Below are 14735 nucleotides of genomic sequence, written 5' to 3' on the forward strand. Positions count from 1 at the left end.
ACCCGTAAAAATAAAAGAATTTTAAATGTGAAAATTATTTGGAAAATAAATGATTGGAGAAATTTATCTCTGCAATTTTTCACCGTAGCTTAGATCTCCTGCATCTCCCAATCCTGGTGTAATATAACCTTTTGAAGTTAAATTTTCATCGATTGCTCCAACCCACAATTTTGCATTTGGATAAGCTTTTTCGATCGTTTCGACGCCTTGTCTAGAAGCAATTGCAGCAACAATATGAAGTTGAGTTGGCGTTCCGTTGGTTAATAAATCTTTGATGGCTTCAATTAAAGAAGCTCCGGTTGCCAACATTGGATCTGCAACGATAAGTGGTCTTCCATCAATATTCGGACATGTTAAATAATCTTGTTTTATAGAAAAATAATCATTGGCATCGTGTTTTCTGTAAGCAGCAACAAAACCACAATCGGCTTTATCCAAATAATTTAAAATTCCTTCAAATAAAGGAACTCCGGCTCTCAAAATGGTTGTGATTACAGGTTGCACAGCAATTTCTTTAACTATGATTGTATCTAAAGGCGTTTGAATTTCAATTTCTTTCTGCTCTAAATCTTTACTGATTTCAAAAGCGGCAATTTCACCAATTCTTTCCATATTTCTACGGAATCTCATTCTGTCATGCTGAATTTCTACATTCCTCAATTCGTTAATCCAAGAGTTTACTAAAGAAAATTGTTGTGAAAGTACTACTGTCATGATTATTAAAAGTTTTGAAGCTAAATTTATTTACAAATGCTAAGTTTTGGCTAAAGCCAATTTGATCTATCTCTTATAAAAAACGGGCTAAAGCCCGTTCCTATTGATTAAAACAATCAAAATTAGATTAAAAACAAAATTATGAAATAAAAAATAAAAATCCCTCTTAGAAATCTAAAAGGGATGGTAAATTATTTCTGTCTGAAATATACTTCAATAGGAACTCCGGTAAATCCGAACTCTTTTCTCAATTGATTTTCAGCAAATCTTTTGTAAGGTTCTTTTACATATTGTGGTAAATTACAGAAGAATACAAATTGTGGCGACGGCGTTGGAAGCTGTACACAATATTTTATTTTGATAAACTTCCCTTTATTTGCAGGTGGTGGAGTTCTTTCAAAAATAGGAAGCATGATTTCGTTTAGTTTAGACGTTTTGATTTTCTTCTTACGGTCTTCATAAACAATCATTGCCATTTCAACAGTTTTCAAGATTCTCTGCTTCGTTAAGGCTGAAACAAACAAAATCGGAATATCGCTGAACTGACCGATTTTCTCTTTGATTGAGTTCTCAAAATCTCTTACAGTATTTGTTGTTTTATCTTCAACCAAATCCCATTTATTGACCACAATTACAATACCTTTTCTGTTTTTCTGGGCCAAACCGAAAATATTCATATCCTGAGATTCCCATCCCAAAGTTGCATCAACCATAATGACAACAACATCGGAATATTCAATAGAACGGATAGAACGCATTACAGAATAGAATTCCAAATCTTCATTTACTTTAGATTTTCTTCTCATTCCTGCAGTATCAACCAACACAAACTCGTGTCCGAATTTATTGTAAAGCGTTTGAATACTGTCTCTTGTAGTTCCCGCAACATCAGTGACGATATTTCTTTCCGCATCAAGTAAGGCATTCGTCATTGTAGATTTACCTACATTTGGACGACCTGCAATGGTAATTTTTGGCAATCCTTCGAAAGGATCTTTATAATCAGTCGTTGGGAAATCTCTTACGATATCATCTAAAATTTCTCCGGTTCCAGAACCGGTTGCAGAAGAAATAGTGTAGTATTTGTCTATTCCTAACTGGTAAAATTCTGTAGCGTCGATTTCTTCTTTCGCAGAATCAACTTTATTAATAACAATATAAGTCGGTTTGTTTGATCTCCTCAACATTTCATGAATTTCATAATCTGTATCGGTAAGACCTTCTTCCACATTCAGCATAAAAATAATCGAAGTAGCTTCGTCAATTGCCAACTGAACCTGTTTAGAGATTTCTCCCTGGAAAACATCGTCATTATTTACATCATAACCTCCTGTATCGATAACAGTGAATTCTACACCATTCCAATCAGATTTTCCGTAATGACGGTCTCTGGTTACCCCTGCAGTAGAGTCTACAATAGCCTCTCTTCTTTCTAATAAACGATTAAATAACGTGGATTTTCCTACGTTGGGACGCCCAACAATAGCAACAATATTTGACATAAAAAATGTTTAATAATCCTTCGACAAAGCGATAGGACAAGATTATCAATGAGTTACTCCAACTTTTGGAGCTCAATTTTTTGCAAAGATAGGTCTTTATTTTTTAGCATTTAAAAATGATTAATATAAATCACTAATTTACAAACCGATACTGCCTAAATTTTCTTATATTTAAAGTTTAGGCATTTGATTTGTTCTCAATTTTCAGACTTTCAAAAATTTCATTCTATGAAAAAAATATTGGTTATTATTTTAGTTGCTTTTGTAATCATTCAGTTTTTTCCGATTGATAAAACAAATGCTCCATTAAATCCCGGAATGGATTTTCTCAAAATTAAAAATACAAAACCCGAGGTTGCAAAACTCATCAATACTTCTTGCTACGACTGTCATTCTGATGAAACAAAATATCCTTGGTATTCGAGTATAGCTCCTGCTTCCTGGTGGCTGAAAAATCATGTAATTGAAGGAAGAAGACATCTAAATTTTTCAATTTTTGCAACTTATGAGCCGGAAAGGCAAATTCATAAAATGGAAGAGTGTGTAGAAATGCTTGAAAAACACGAAATGCCTTTAGAATCATATTATATAGGTCATCAAGATGCAAAACTCACCGATCTTCAACGAAAAGAATTGATTACTTATTTCAAAAGAGAAATCGAAGAGACGAAATTTAAAATAAAATAACGGAAATCATGCAGGAAACTTGGGAGCAGAAACATATTGTTTTTTTTGATGGCGAATGTGGTGTCTGTAATTTTTGGGTACAATGGATTCTTGAAAGAGATAAAAAAGACCAATTCATGTTTGCCTCCCTACAATCGGATTTCGGGCAGAAATTTTTATCTGAAAGAGGTTTAGAAAGAAAACAATTCAACACTTTATATCTTTGGAAACCTCATCAATACTATTTAGTAAAATCTAAAGCCGTTTTAAAAATCGCCAGTTTATTGGGTGGAATTTATAAAGTCTCGGTTGTAGGTTCTTTATTGCCAAAGTTTATCAGTGATAGTATTTACGATATGATTTCAAGAAACCGCATGAAACTTTCGGCTCAAAAATGTTTTCTTCCCGATAAACATCAGAAAAAGAAATTTATAGAAGTTTGATTTGGTTTAAATTTTGACATTTGATTAATTGAAAAACCTTAGAATTTTTATTAATTTTTTATAAACCTTTAAGTTTTTTGAACCCATATTTTTATTAATCCATATATTTGCAGACTATGGAATACAATACCCAAAAAACCCAGCTTAATATGCCGGAATATGGCAGAATCATACAGCAATTGGTTGAGCGTTGTAAGGAGCTTTCTACAAAAGAAGAAAGAAACGAAATGGCAATGGCAATCATCGATTTTATGGGTCAGAGAAACCCACAACTTCGTGATGAAGACAATTATAAACATAAACTTTGGGATCATTTATATATTTTATCAAATCATGATTTAGATATCGATCCTGTTTACCCCTTCCCTACTAAAGAAGAACTTGAGGAGAAACCCAAAAGAATGGAATATCCAAAACTTCAGGGCGATTTCAAATTTTACGGAAAAAGTATTCTTCAGTTAATCGAAAAAGCAATAGAACTAGAACCAGGCGACGAAAAAGAAGCCTTGATTGAAGTGATTGCCAATAATATGAAGAAATCTTACAATGTTTATAATAAGGAACACGTAACAGATGACGTAATTTTCCGTCATTTGAAAGAACTTTCAGAAAACAGACTTGATTTAACCAATATTGAAGCTCTTGATAAAAGTAAAATCTATTATGCAACCGCTAATAGAAATAATGCTAACAAGAATAATAACAATAGAAATCAAGGTAATTCTAACAATAATATTAACAAAAGAAGATTCACTAATAACAACAATAATAAGAATAGAAGGTAATGAACGGGACGTTTCAAATAAGAGGAGGAAAGAGATTACATGGAGAAATTACTCCACAAGGAGCAAAAAATGAAGCGCTTCAAATTTTATGTGCTGTTTTGTTGACAGATGAAGAGGTAAGAATTAAAAACATTCCCGACATTCATGATGTCAACCGATTAATTGAAATCTTAGGTGATTTTGGAGTAAAAGTAACTAAAAATGCTCACGGAGATTTTACTTTCAAAGCAGATAAAGTTAATTTTGACTATATTAAATCTAATGAATTTAAAAAAGACGGTGCTAAACTAAGAGGTTCAATCATGTTGATGGGACCAATGTTGGCTCGTTACGGTGAAGCGTATATGCCAACTCCGGGAGGTGATAAAATTGGAAGAAGAAGATTAGACACTCACTTTCAGGGTTTAGTTGAACTTGGCGCAGAATTTCATTATGATGAAGAAGAATATTTCTATTCTTTAAAAGCTAAAGAACTTAACGGAAAATTTATCCTTTTGGAAGAAGCTTCTGTAACAGGAACTGCAAACATCGTAATGGCCGCAGCTTTAGCAAAAGGAAAAACAAGAATTTACAACGCAGCTTGCGAACCATACCTTCAGCAACTTTGTAAAATGCTGAACAGAATGGGTGCAAATATCTCAGGAATCGGTTCAAATTTATTGACGATTGAAGGAGTAACTCATTTGGGAGGAACAGAACACACGATGCTTCCGGATATGGTAGAAATCGGTTCCTGGATTGGTCTTGCTGCCATGACGAAATCTGAAATTACCATTAAAAATGTTAACTGGAACCAGCTTGGTGTTATTCCAAATACTTTCAGGAAATTAGGAATTCAGCTTGAACAAAGCGGTGATGACATTTACATTCCATCTCAGGAAAATTATAAAATTCAGAAATTTATCGACGGATCTATTCTTACGGTTTCAGATGCACCTTGGCCTGGATTTACTCCAGATTTGCTTTCCATTATTTTAGTTGTGGCCACTCAGGCAAAAGGAAGTCTTTTGGTACATCAGAAAATGTTTGAGTCAAGATTATTTTTCGTTGATAAATTAATCGATATGGGGGCTCAGATTATTTTATGTGATCCGCACAGAGCAACAGTTATTGGTTTAAATCAAGAATCTCCATTAAGAGGCACGACAATGGTTTCTCCCGACATCAGAGCTGGAAACGCACTCTTAATTGCAGCACTTTCAGCTGAAGGAAAATCAATTATTCACAATATTGAGCAAATTGACCGTGGTTACGAAAATATTGACGGAAGATTGAAAGCGATTGGAGCGGATATTGAAAGAATTTAATTTTTAGATATTAGATATTAGATATTAGATATTAGATATTAGATATTAGCAAAATTACATTTTACAGTAAAATATAAAAAGCGTTCGGAATTTATTTTCTGAACGCTTTTCTTTATTGTAAATAACATTTTAATTTATTTTAGAAGTTTTTCAAATAATAATGTTTTAATGTTTTAAATAAAATTAACTTTTGACAATGGTTACCAACCACCACCGCCTCCGCCGCCTCCACCGCCTCCAGATGAACCACCTCCTGAAGAACCGCTGGAACTTGATCCTCCTGAATAGGATGAACTGCTTGAAGATCTTGAGGAAGATGATGAACCAGACGATGAAGAAGATGTATCTGAACTAAAGCTTCTAGGAGGTTCTACTGATGTTGCAGCTAAACTCTGCGAAAAAGACGATGCAAAACTATAATTAAAATGCTGCTGTTGAATCATCTCAGGATCTTCAGCATTAAGCGTTTCCTTCAATTTATTTCGCATTTTCTTTCCCCAAATACCATCTACGTCAAAGACAATAGCATAAGGGAGGAACTTCTCGTACAAATCAGTCGTCATTTCAGGTGGATTATGAAACTGAAGCTGATTTTCTTCTGCAGTACCAAGATACATTTTGAAACCATCAATCTGAGCTTTCATATCCAATCTTTCAACGCTTGGTCTTTTCATAAAATATTGAAACGGAAGAAGGGAAATAACTCCAAAGATCAAAAACTTGTAACAGTTTGATTCAAAATATGAAATATCATCTGAAGCAGAAAATGCGATAAAAAATATCGGAATAAAAAACGGAGCCGTAAAAATCAAAATAATCCAGAAAAGCTTCTTGCTCTTATCTTTCCAAAGATAATTCAGCAATGCTAAGAATAGACCATTAAACAAAACTAATGGCATAGCCATAATAAGAGCTTTATAACTTTCGGTCACTAAAGCACTGATAATAAGCAAGACAAAGAAAGCGATCAAAATAATTTTAAGACATTTATAAACCGTTTTAGCATTAGAAACGGTTTCAACATATACCGAATTTTTAGCAGCAATATTTTCCTGAGAATCACTGATTGCCCTTTTCAATCTCGGACTGTAATTCCCCGCTATCGAAACCTTTTTGTTTTTCCCAAACATTTTTTTCAGCAATATGTTTTGGTCTTCCGGCAAAGAACCACTGTCTCTATTGAGCATCTTTATGTCGAAAACTTTTGAGAACCCAAAAAGTTGTTTTTCAGTTTTAATCTCATCAATATCCACAAAACCTTTTACAGCCAAATCAATCAGATTTGCAGTCGTTTGAGAGAGTTCAAATTCAGCCTTATCAATATATCCTAAAGCTGCAGGAGAAAGACTTACAGGAGGATTGTATTGCGGAACAACAGTTGGTTTTTCCGGATCTCTACCATGCTTATTCCAACTGTAATAATAAAATAGCAATAATAAAAATCCTACAGCAAATATCGGAAAACTTGTTTTATTTTTTTTCAGCCATTTATTAAAAGCAGACGGTTCTTTTAAAACATCCGGTTTAAAACCGACAGCAACTGTTAGATTTTCCCTGGATTCTAAATTATTAGCTTTGAAGGTTATTTCTGTAGATGATAATTTTTCACTAATGCAATTTTTTTCGGTACTTCCATGATTTCCAGTGTAGCAAGAATTTTGGAGAATACCTGCTCCTTTTGGTAAGTGAATGACTGCTTGAATATTTTCGACAGGAAATGCCCAATCTGTTCCATTTACATTCCAGTAAAACTCATCGTATCCTTTAAAGTGACCAATTTGGTCCTGCGTTTTATACACAATTTTATAGGTATAAAAACCAGAATTTAGCTGAATATCTTTGTTGCCTATATAAAGATTAAAGACACCATTTTGAGTTTCTTTGTGAAATGACTCTGAGATACCATCTTTTTCAACAGAAATAATTTCGTAAGTTATTGGAACTTTTCCGCCATTAATATTTCTTACTGTCGGCAAAGCACGGAAAATCCCTCTTTTAATATCATTTCCTGTCGCAAAAACTTTGATGATTTCAGTTACCGTTACATCGGCATTTTCTGCAATATCAATATCTGCATTAAAAGAAACAATTCTTTCACGTTGACTATTATCTTGATTTGTTTCAACAAAATCTTCCGATCGTGTGGGTACTGCAATAATATTCTCCTGCCCAAAAACAAGAAAACTAAAGCATAAAGTGATAATTTGTATAAAATTTTTCATGTTTGAAATTTTACCAACCGCCGCCACCGCCACCGCCACCACCGCCGCCGGAAAATCCGCCACCGCCTGAACCGGAACCAGAGCTGCTTCCCGAACTTGAAGGCTGTGTAGCCGAAGACTGTATAGATTGCGTTAAGCTTGAATTTAAAACACTTGCCATTGCAAAATGATTCATTGAAGAACCAACATACCAATTGCTTTGATATTCGTAAGACATTTTTTTGAGTAAATCATCGAATTTCTTACCCCAAATTTCATCAACTCCCAAAACCATTGCAAAAGGCAATAATTTTTCGAAAGACTGCGGAGTCATTTCTGGTGGATTGTGAAATTTAATTTGTTGATTTTCTGCAGCTCCCATGTACATTTTGAAACCTTCAATCAAAGATTTTTTTCTTAGCTTTTCTTCTGAAGGTCTTTTAATCAAAAACTGATAAATCACCAACGACATAAAGCTTAAAACAATAAAAATATAACAGACATTAAAATTATTATCGATCGTAAAATCACTTCCACGGTACATTAATACTCCTAAAAGAACAAATGCTAAAAGCGGGAAAACCAAAAACAGCTTAAATAATCCCGGAAAAAATTTAAATACTATAATAGCAATTACAAATGCTACGGTTAAAATAGCTAGAATGAAAATTCCTAAAAACACTTTTTCAAATTCAGGGAAAATGGTGAAACTCACAAAAAGTCCTAGAAAATATACTCCTAAAATCAATAAAATTGGTAAAATCAGCTTTTTAGAATTATTTCCTTCATTTAGTAATTTATCGTGTTCAAATTTAAGCGCTGATTGAAAACTACGAACCGTTTGTTCGATTTTAGAATCATATTTTCCATCAAATTTTACAGTGTCTAATCCAGTTGTGAATAAACTGTTCATCAAACTGATTTCCTCTTTTGGTAAATTCTGGTCAGGATTTTTCAGCTTTTTTACAGAAAATTGTTTCGATTTAAACAAACCAAAAACTCCGGAATCTTCGCTTTCAATAATCTGAACATAGCCTTTTATGGCTAAATTAACCAAAGCTGCGGTAAGATATTTATTTTTAAAATTTTCACTCTGAATATAACCTAATGAAGCCGGCGATAAATCATCTGGCGAATTAAACTGCGGATAAACCGTTGGAGTTTCGGGATCGACACCATACTTTTTCCAGGTTGAATAGTAATACATCAATAGTCCTAAAAAGATGATAATTCCGGCAATCAAAATTCCGAACTTTTCAAGAAAAGTTGGCGGTGGCGGCGGAATCATAATTCCTTTTTTAAACCCAACCGCAATCGTTAAACCTTCTCCCAAAACTAAATCTTTTGCGCTCCATTCAATCGAATGTTCGGAAAGAACTTTAGCCAAACAATCCTGAGAAGTACTTCCGTAACCACCTTTATAACAAGAGTTCTGAATAATTCCTGCACCTTGAGGAAGATTTACGGTTGCTGAAATACGGTCTACCGGAAAATCCCACTCTGTTCCATTGACATTCCAATATAATTCATCGTATTTTTCAAAAAAACCAATTTGTTTTTCTGTAGTATATTTTATTTCGTAATCGTAATCTCCCGGACTTAAAATAATATCTTTATTTCCGAGATAAATTTTAAGATAACCATCCTCAATTTCTTCGTGATAATCTTCATCTACTCCATTTTTCTTTATAGAAACGATGTTGTAGTTTACTTTTTGTGTTCGATCATTGAGATTTCTTACCAAAGGCAATGTTCGAAAAATTCCACGTTTGATATTTTCACCTTCACTGTGAACTTTTATTTTTTCGGTAATGCTTAACCCTGAATTTTTGTTGACATCAATATCTGCATGGAAATTAATAATCCGCTCCGTATTATTGACAATAGCCAATTGGTCGGGAACAACAACCTCATCCTGTGCAAAACCCAGAGAAAAGAAAAGAAGAAATAGAAATGCTATAAGCTTTTTCATTCCTTAGAATTTTACTGATGGAACTTCTCTGTCTGCAATATTTTCAAGTTCGAAAAATTTAGACTTCTCAAATTTGTACATATTTGCGACAATATTGCTTGGGAAAGATTCTACCAAAGTATTGTTTTCTCTCACCGTTCCGTTATAATATCTTCTTGATTTTTCGATATCGTTTTCGATTGAACTTAATTCTGCCTGTAACTGCTGGAAATTAGCATTTGCTTTCAAATCAGGATATTGTTCTGCAACGGCGAATAAATTAACCATCGCCTGGTTTAGATTTTTTTCTGCAATTTCTTTTCCTTCTACAGAATCTGCACCTACCGCAAGATTTCTCGCTCTGGTTACATTTTCCAAAGTTTCACGCTCGTGAGTAGCGTAGCCTTTTACGGTTTCAACCAAATTCGGAATCAAATCGTGACGTTTTTTGAGCATTACATCAATACTACTCCACGCTTCCTGAACCAAATTTCTCAATTTTACGAGACGATTGTAAATAGAAACTCCGTAGAGCAATGCAATAACTAAAACACCGACAATAATAAGTGATGGAATCATAATTTTGTAATTTAATTTAGATTAAAAATAGACTTTTTATCGGAAAGTTGAATAAAATCTGTAATGAATATTAATTCAACTCCGTTTCTTCGACTAGATTTTTAAAAAAAGTATTGAGAATTTTGATGATAGAAAGAAATTCTCGTTACAAATTCTTTCAGAATTTTGCTCGAATTGAAGAATGTTAGAAATAATCTTAAAACTAAGTCACTTTTTAGAAATAAAAAAAGCGCTCAATAAATTGAACGCCCCTCAAACTATATGGACTTACAGTTATGAATACTTTCTGCAGGTATATTCAACAGTGGTATTCAAGAGTTTATTATTATTCAGAAAAAATTCCAATTCCTGAGATTCTTCCTGAGTGGCATTGATGTATAATTGAAATGAGCCAAAATTGTTACCGTTCATATACTCCACATTTGCGCTCAATACTTTATAACAGATTCCCATCTGCTGATAAATTGCATTTAAAAGATGATCGAATTTCATTTTCCCGTTCAATTCTACTTCTAAGATCAGCTCTTTTTTGATAAGGTTTGCATTCTTTGGTTGCGCCTGCAAATTGGGTGTAATCATGACTAAAACATTTTGATTAAACAATACTTTGTGAATTACATTTTGAAATATTTAATAATTAATTCCTGACAAAAGTATAAAAAAATATTAGTCCACCAAATTAGTAGGGTAATAAATTTCAATTTTAACACAAAAAAAGAGAAGCTTTACAGTTTCTCCAGTCTTTATCGTCATTTAAGTAATAAAAAACAGCCACGAATGCACGAATTTTATTTTAAACTAAATCAATTTCTTTAAAAATTAAATACTTAATTAAATTCGTGCATTTGTGGCAAAAAATAGATTATTGTAATTCTTTAACTCTTTGAATTTTGTCTGAAGCTGCTAAACCGTTTGGATTACAACCAAGTTCCCCTTCCGGAACTTTGAGATTTTTTTTTGTATAAAATTCTTCCCAAAATGAATTGGTTTTTCCGGTTTTTGGATCAATGAAAGTCATAGGTTCTAATTTGAAAATCTGATCTTTTCTAAATGCTCTTTCAATATAATCTGAACAGTAATAAGAATTTTCGTCTAAGATATAATTGAAATTATATGGTTTTCCTACCATTGAATTTGCTTTTTCAATCGCATTCGGAATATTTTTCTGAAATTCAGGTTTTAATCTGTAAACCACCACTTTTTGTCCGTCTTCAGCTTGATCTTTAAGAAAATCATTTAAATTTTGTCTTTGAGAACGACCTTTTGGAGCCGCATGAAGTACAAATGTGCCATTCTTGTTTTTTTGTAAAATTCCGATATGATCAAACGAAGCGTTTTTTTGTTTTTGAGTAACATTATTAATTGCTCCAGATAAACCCGTTTCTTTTGCGGTGACAAATAACAAATCTCCATTTTTTAAACCTGATGAAATTGAATTTTTACATCCTGAAAGTATTATCAGAAAAGCGAAAATTAATACATGGTCAAAAAAATTATTTCTTTTTAAAATTGGTTTCATAAATATCAATCCATTCGTCAACAGTCATTTTTTTACTTAGCTCAGCAATCAGTTCAAAAGGAATTTCATCCATTTTTTTGAAACGTACACAAGATTTCCCCATATCCAGCTTTCTTTTTGAGTGTTTCGGATATTCAGCCACAAACCAATCTAAAAGCTCTGGTTTTGCATACATTCCCATGTGATACAAAGCGATAAAGTTCTTCTGCGAAGCTAAACTCATAAAAGGCAGCGCCAAACCTGGAGTACAATGATAACCATCGGGATATGTTTCTAAGGGGACTTGCCAACCCATCATACCATAACTGATTCCTTGTTGAAAACCTTTGGGCAAATTATCTGTGATGGTATCAAACATTTTTTTAAAAACCTCTTGTCTCTCTTCAGGAATTTGCAAGAAATAATCTTCTACAGTTGTTTTGGGAGTTTGCATTGTTTTAATTTTTAACAAATTTAAAAATAAATGGTTTTGATTAAACTTAAATTTTAAACAAAATAAAAACAGCCCTACAAAAAGATGTAGAGCTGCTTATAAAAAAATAATTCAAAAATAGTTTACTTTTTAATGGTTTTCACGGTATTTTGAGAACCGTCTTTGAAATACATTGTAATCAAATACAGTCCAGAATTCAATGAGCTTAAATTGATTTCCTTAGTAGGATTTTCAATTGTTTTAAGAGTTCTTCCGGCTACATCAGTAACTTTCACTGTTTTAATATCTTTAAATTCTGAGATATTAATAATGTCAGTGAACGGGTTTGGATAGACCTTAACTTCTTTTTTAGCTGCAGCAGCCTCTGAAGTTGATAATGAAGCATCGTAAGCAGAAATTCTAAACTGTCCGCTGGTAGAAGCTGAATAGTTCCAAACTCCAATTAACAAAGTAGCTCCCGGAGTTTGCCCTGTCAAAGTAACCAAAGAGAAATTTCCGTCAGTTGAGCTATCATCATCACAACCTACTTGTGTCAAGGTACCACAAGCCCCTGTGTAAACACCTAAAACCGTATCTGTAACAGCAGAACCAGAAACAGATTGTGTTTCTATTTTAATGCTTCCACTTGCTGGAACCACCACAGAATACCAAGTATCATTATAACCCGTAGTTTGGCAAGTATGAGTAGCAGTTGCATCTGTAGTAGAAGTTGCTCCTACAGTTGTTCCAACAATTGGATTAGTTGTAAATGATGCTCCAGGAGTAATTAGAACTGGTGCGGAACACTCATCGTTTACAGCTTTGGTACTTACTGCAATACTTGTCCAAGCGCTAAGATCAGTTGTTGTACATTTTGATCTTACCCATAAATAATATGTTGTACTAGGAGCAGGCAATGACACTACAACAGAAGTTCCTGAAGTAGTAGTTCCGCTTCCTGTAGGTGCTGTATTTGTAGTTGTATAAGTATATTCGTAGCCGTTTCCAGGAGCAGTTGCAGGAGCAGTCCAGCTGAATGTTGCTGAGTTTGCTGTAACAGCTGATGTTGTAAGCGAAGTTGCTTCCAAACAAGAAGGAATAGCCTCAACTGTAATATCATCAAGATAAATCCCTCTAAAGGTGCCTCCTAAATTATGCCTAAATGCCAAGTAAGAACCACCACCAGATGGGATATTAACTGTATACTGAGTTTGGGTGGTCGTTAAAGTTGTCGTATTGAATGAAACAAATGTAGTTGGATCTGCCGGATTTGTTAAAGTACCTACTTGTACTGTATAATTTGCAGAACTTCCTTTCGCAAAAAATCTAACTCTTTTCGTTCCATCAGACAATGCAGTTGTTTGCGGAGAAACCAACATTTGATTTCCTGAATTTCCAGAAGAATTATATAAATAATAACTATTTGTAGGAGAATTTGAATTACTGTTTGTTACGTATCCGTAACCTGCAAAGCCACTTGTTTCTAAATATGACCAACACATCGGTGCATTGGTATTTGTTGTAGAACCAACCGCCGTTGTATCAAAATTCTCTGTATAAGATGCAGGGAATGTAGTACATGGTGTTGTAAAGGTAGTACCATAAGCCCATTCACCTGTATTACTACCACATTTAGATCTTATCCAAACATGATATTTGGTCATTGAATTTATTCCACTTGTAAAATTAGCAGATAATGATGAACTAGCAATATTTGATATTGTAGGAGCTGTAGTAGTACTTGGAGCTACAGTAGATGATGTGTAGTAAATATCATAGTTTGTTGGAAGTGTTGCCGGGGCAGTCCAACTCACTGTAGCAGAACTCGCTGTAACAGCGGATGCCGTAACAGCGGAAGGTGCTAAACACGTTGTATATTTATCAGCAGAAACACCAAAAATATTTACAAATCCTGTTCCAGCTGTTTTAGTAAATGCTATACTTTGTACAGTTTTAGATTGATTCGCAGCAGTAATGACTAATGGAATCTGATAAATTCTGGGATTTATACCACCTCCATCTTCTAATGCATTCGTTGTAATTTTAATTCTACCAATACCCTGTATTGCGAAGTTAGCCTGATCGTACCAATCTCCCACTGTCAACCCTGTAAAAGTTTGGTTTGTTCCGTCACTAAAGTTAACGACAGCACTTACCGTTCCAGAGCCACTTCCTCCTGTTGCCAAGAAATATAAATTAAATGCAGCAGTAGGTGTAGCAAATGTTAATGTTCCAGAATCAGATGTGGCATTTAACTTCAACGCATTACTTGCACTGTAGCTCGCTAACTGATAAGTCATTCCAGGAGTTGTAGTTACCACCCCCATAAATTGACCAGTTACAGGAAGTCCATAAGTCATTGCCGGACTCGTTGCAGTAGCCATAAAATCTTTAGAAACATATGCGTAATCTACTGCATCTACAGAAGCAGTAGTACTTGCAGTGGCATTGCCCACTCCATTTGCGATTACATCACTTGTAAATCCGCTTACAGCAACTGGATAATAGTATTGAGCCGCTACATTTTGTGTGCTAAATAAAGCAGCAACAGCAGCAAGACCAAAGAGTCTTTTTACTTTCATATTTATTTTTTTATTAGTTGCGTAAAACTAAGAATTAAATACAAAACCGCAATATTAATTTTAAATTATTTTTA

General features: G+C 33.8%; 13 protein-coding genes. 4 read left to right on the forward strand and 9 right to left on the reverse strand.

What is annotated here, in order from left to right; translation table 11 throughout:
- Positions 1 to 63 precede the first annotated feature (63 nt).
- Together upp and der are read right to left on the reverse strand one after the other, a co-directional pair.
- A complete protein-coding gene (gene upp / locus OF897_RS09195) occupies positions 64 to 714 on the reverse strand; it encodes a uracil phosphoribosyltransferase (protein ID WP_267265401.1) in 651 nt (216 codons plus the stop codon).
- A gap of 191 nt (positions 715 to 905) precedes the next feature.
- Positions 906 to 2216: a ribosome biogenesis GTPase Der gene (der, locus tag OF897_RS09200; RefSeq protein WP_267265402.1), complete on the reverse strand. Its 1311-nt coding sequence runs from the start codon at positions 2214 to 2216 to the stop codon at positions 906 to 908.
- A gap of 228 nt (positions 2217 to 2444) precedes the next feature.
- On the opposite strand from der, the gene OF897_RS09205 reads away from it, so the two are divergent.
- The 4 genes from OF897_RS09205 (at position 2445) to murA (ending at position 5417) form a co-directional block, all read left to right on the forward strand.
- The gene (locus tag OF897_RS09205; RefSeq protein WP_267265403.1) at positions 2445 to 2903 is read left to right on the forward strand and encodes a heme-binding domain-containing protein; all 459 of its coding nucleotides are present in this window, start codon (positions 2445 to 2447) and stop codon (positions 2901 to 2903) included.
- 8 nt (positions 2904 to 2911) lie between these two features.
- Positions 2912 to 3325, forward strand: coding sequence for a thiol-disulfide oxidoreductase DCC family protein (locus OF897_RS09210; protein WP_267265404.1), 414 nt, complete (start codon positions 2912 to 2914; stop codon positions 3323 to 3325).
- A 116-nt stretch (positions 3326 to 3441) separates the two neighbouring features.
- Entirely contained in the window at positions 3442 to 4110 is a 669-nt protein-coding gene (locus OF897_RS09215; RefSeq protein WP_267265405.1) for a DUF4290 domain-containing protein, read from the forward strand.
- On the forward strand, positions 4110 to 5417 hold the full coding sequence (gene murA, locus OF897_RS09220) for a UDP-N-acetylglucosamine 1-carboxyvinyltransferase (protein WP_267265406.1): 1308 nt from the start codon (positions 4110 to 4112) through the stop codon (positions 5415 to 5417). Before OF897_RS09215 ends, murA begins: the two co-directional genes overlap by 1 nt.
- Positions 5418 to 5617: 200 nt before the next feature.
- On the opposite strand, the gene OF897_RS09225 is transcribed toward murA, so the two are convergent.
- From OF897_RS09225 to OF897_RS09255, 7 genes are all read right to left on the reverse strand, one after another.
- Positions 5618 to 7639, reverse strand: coding sequence for a DUF2207 domain-containing protein (locus tag OF897_RS09225; protein ID WP_267265407.1), 2022 nt, complete (start codon positions 7637 to 7639; stop codon positions 5618 to 5620).
- A 10-nt stretch (positions 7640 to 7649) separates the two neighbouring features.
- Positions 7650 to 9590, reverse strand: coding sequence for a DUF2207 domain-containing protein (locus OF897_RS09230; protein WP_267265408.1), 1941 nt, complete (start codon positions 9588 to 9590; stop codon positions 7650 to 7652).
- A gap of 3 nt (positions 9591 to 9593) precedes the next feature.
- Complete coding sequence (locus OF897_RS09235) at positions 9594 to 10148, reverse strand: LemA family protein (protein ID WP_267265409.1); 555 nt, start codon at positions 10146 to 10148, stop codon at positions 9594 to 9596.
- A 273-nt stretch (positions 10149 to 10421) separates the two neighbouring features.
- A complete protein-coding gene (locus OF897_RS09240) occupies positions 10422 to 10727 on the reverse strand; it encodes an NIL domain-containing protein (protein ID WP_267265410.1) in 306 nt (101 codons plus the stop codon).
- A gap of 283 nt (positions 10728 to 11010) precedes the next feature.
- On the reverse strand, positions 11011 to 11667 hold the full coding sequence (locus OF897_RS09245; RefSeq protein WP_267265411.1) for a YiiX/YebB-like N1pC/P60 family cysteine hydrolase: 657 nt from the start codon (positions 11665 to 11667) through the stop codon (positions 11011 to 11013).
- Positions 11642 to 12100 (reverse strand): DUF1801 domain-containing protein, encoded by a 459-nt coding sequence (locus tag OF897_RS09250; RefSeq protein WP_267265412.1) that lies wholly within the window; start codon positions 12098 to 12100, stop codon positions 11642 to 11644. The genes OF897_RS09245 and OF897_RS09250 overlap by 26 nt, the downstream gene beginning before the upstream one ends.
- A 122-nt stretch (positions 12101 to 12222) precedes the next feature.
- Complete coding sequence (locus OF897_RS09255; protein ID WP_267265413.1) at positions 12223 to 14661, reverse strand: T9SS type A sorting domain-containing protein; 2439 nt, start codon at positions 14659 to 14661, stop codon at positions 12223 to 12225.
- Positions 14662 to 14735 lie beyond the last annotated feature (74 nt).

This window comes from Chryseobacterium formosum (assembly GCF_026460885.1).
GTDB lineage: Bacteria > Bacteroidota > Bacteroidia > Flavobacteriales > Weeksellaceae > Chryseobacterium > Chryseobacterium formosus.

Coding starts and splice junctions, on each gene's coding strand:
- upp (WP_267265401.1), bottom strand. CDS start 714: ATGACAGTAGTACTTTCACAACAATTTTCTTTAGTAAACTCTTGGATT.
- der (WP_267265402.1), bottom strand. CDS start 2,216: ATGTCAAATATTGTTGCTATTGTTGGGCGTCCCAACGTAGGAAAATCC.
- OF897_RS09205 (WP_267265403.1), top strand. CDS start 2,445: ATGAAAAAAATATTGGTTATTATTTTAGTTGCTTTTGTAATCATTCAG.
- OF897_RS09210 (WP_267265404.1), top strand. CDS start 2,912: ATGCAGGAAACTTGGGAGCAGAAACATATTGTTTTTTTTGATGGCGAA.
- OF897_RS09215 (WP_267265405.1), top strand. CDS start 3,442: ATGGAATACAATACCCAAAAAACCCAGCTTAATATGCCGGAATATGGC.
- murA (WP_267265406.1), top strand. CDS start 4,110: ATGAACGGGACGTTTCAAATAAGAGGAGGAAAGAGATTACATGGAGAA.
- OF897_RS09225 (WP_267265407.1), bottom strand. CDS start 7,639: ATGAAAAATTTTATACAAATTATCACTTTATGCTTTAGTTTTCTTGTT.
- OF897_RS09230 (WP_267265408.1), bottom strand. CDS start 9,590: ATGAAAAAGCTTATAGCATTTCTATTTCTTCTTTTCTTTTCTCTGGGT.
- OF897_RS09235 (WP_267265409.1), bottom strand. CDS start 10,148: ATGATTCCATCACTTATTATTGTCGGTGTTTTAGTTATTGCATTGCTC.
- OF897_RS09240 (WP_267265410.1), bottom strand. CDS start 10,727: ATGATTACACCCAATTTGCAGGCGCAACCAAAGAATGCAAACCTTATC.
- OF897_RS09245 (WP_267265411.1), bottom strand. CDS start 11,667: ATGAAACCAATTTTAAAAAGAAATAATTTTTTTGACCATGTATTAATT.
- OF897_RS09250 (WP_267265412.1), bottom strand. CDS start 12,100: ATGCAAACTCCCAAAACAACTGTAGAAGATTATTTCTTGCAAATTCCT.
- OF897_RS09255 (WP_267265413.1), bottom strand. CDS start 14,661: ATGAAAGTAAAAAGACTCTTTGGTCTTGCTGCTGTTGCTGCTTTATTT.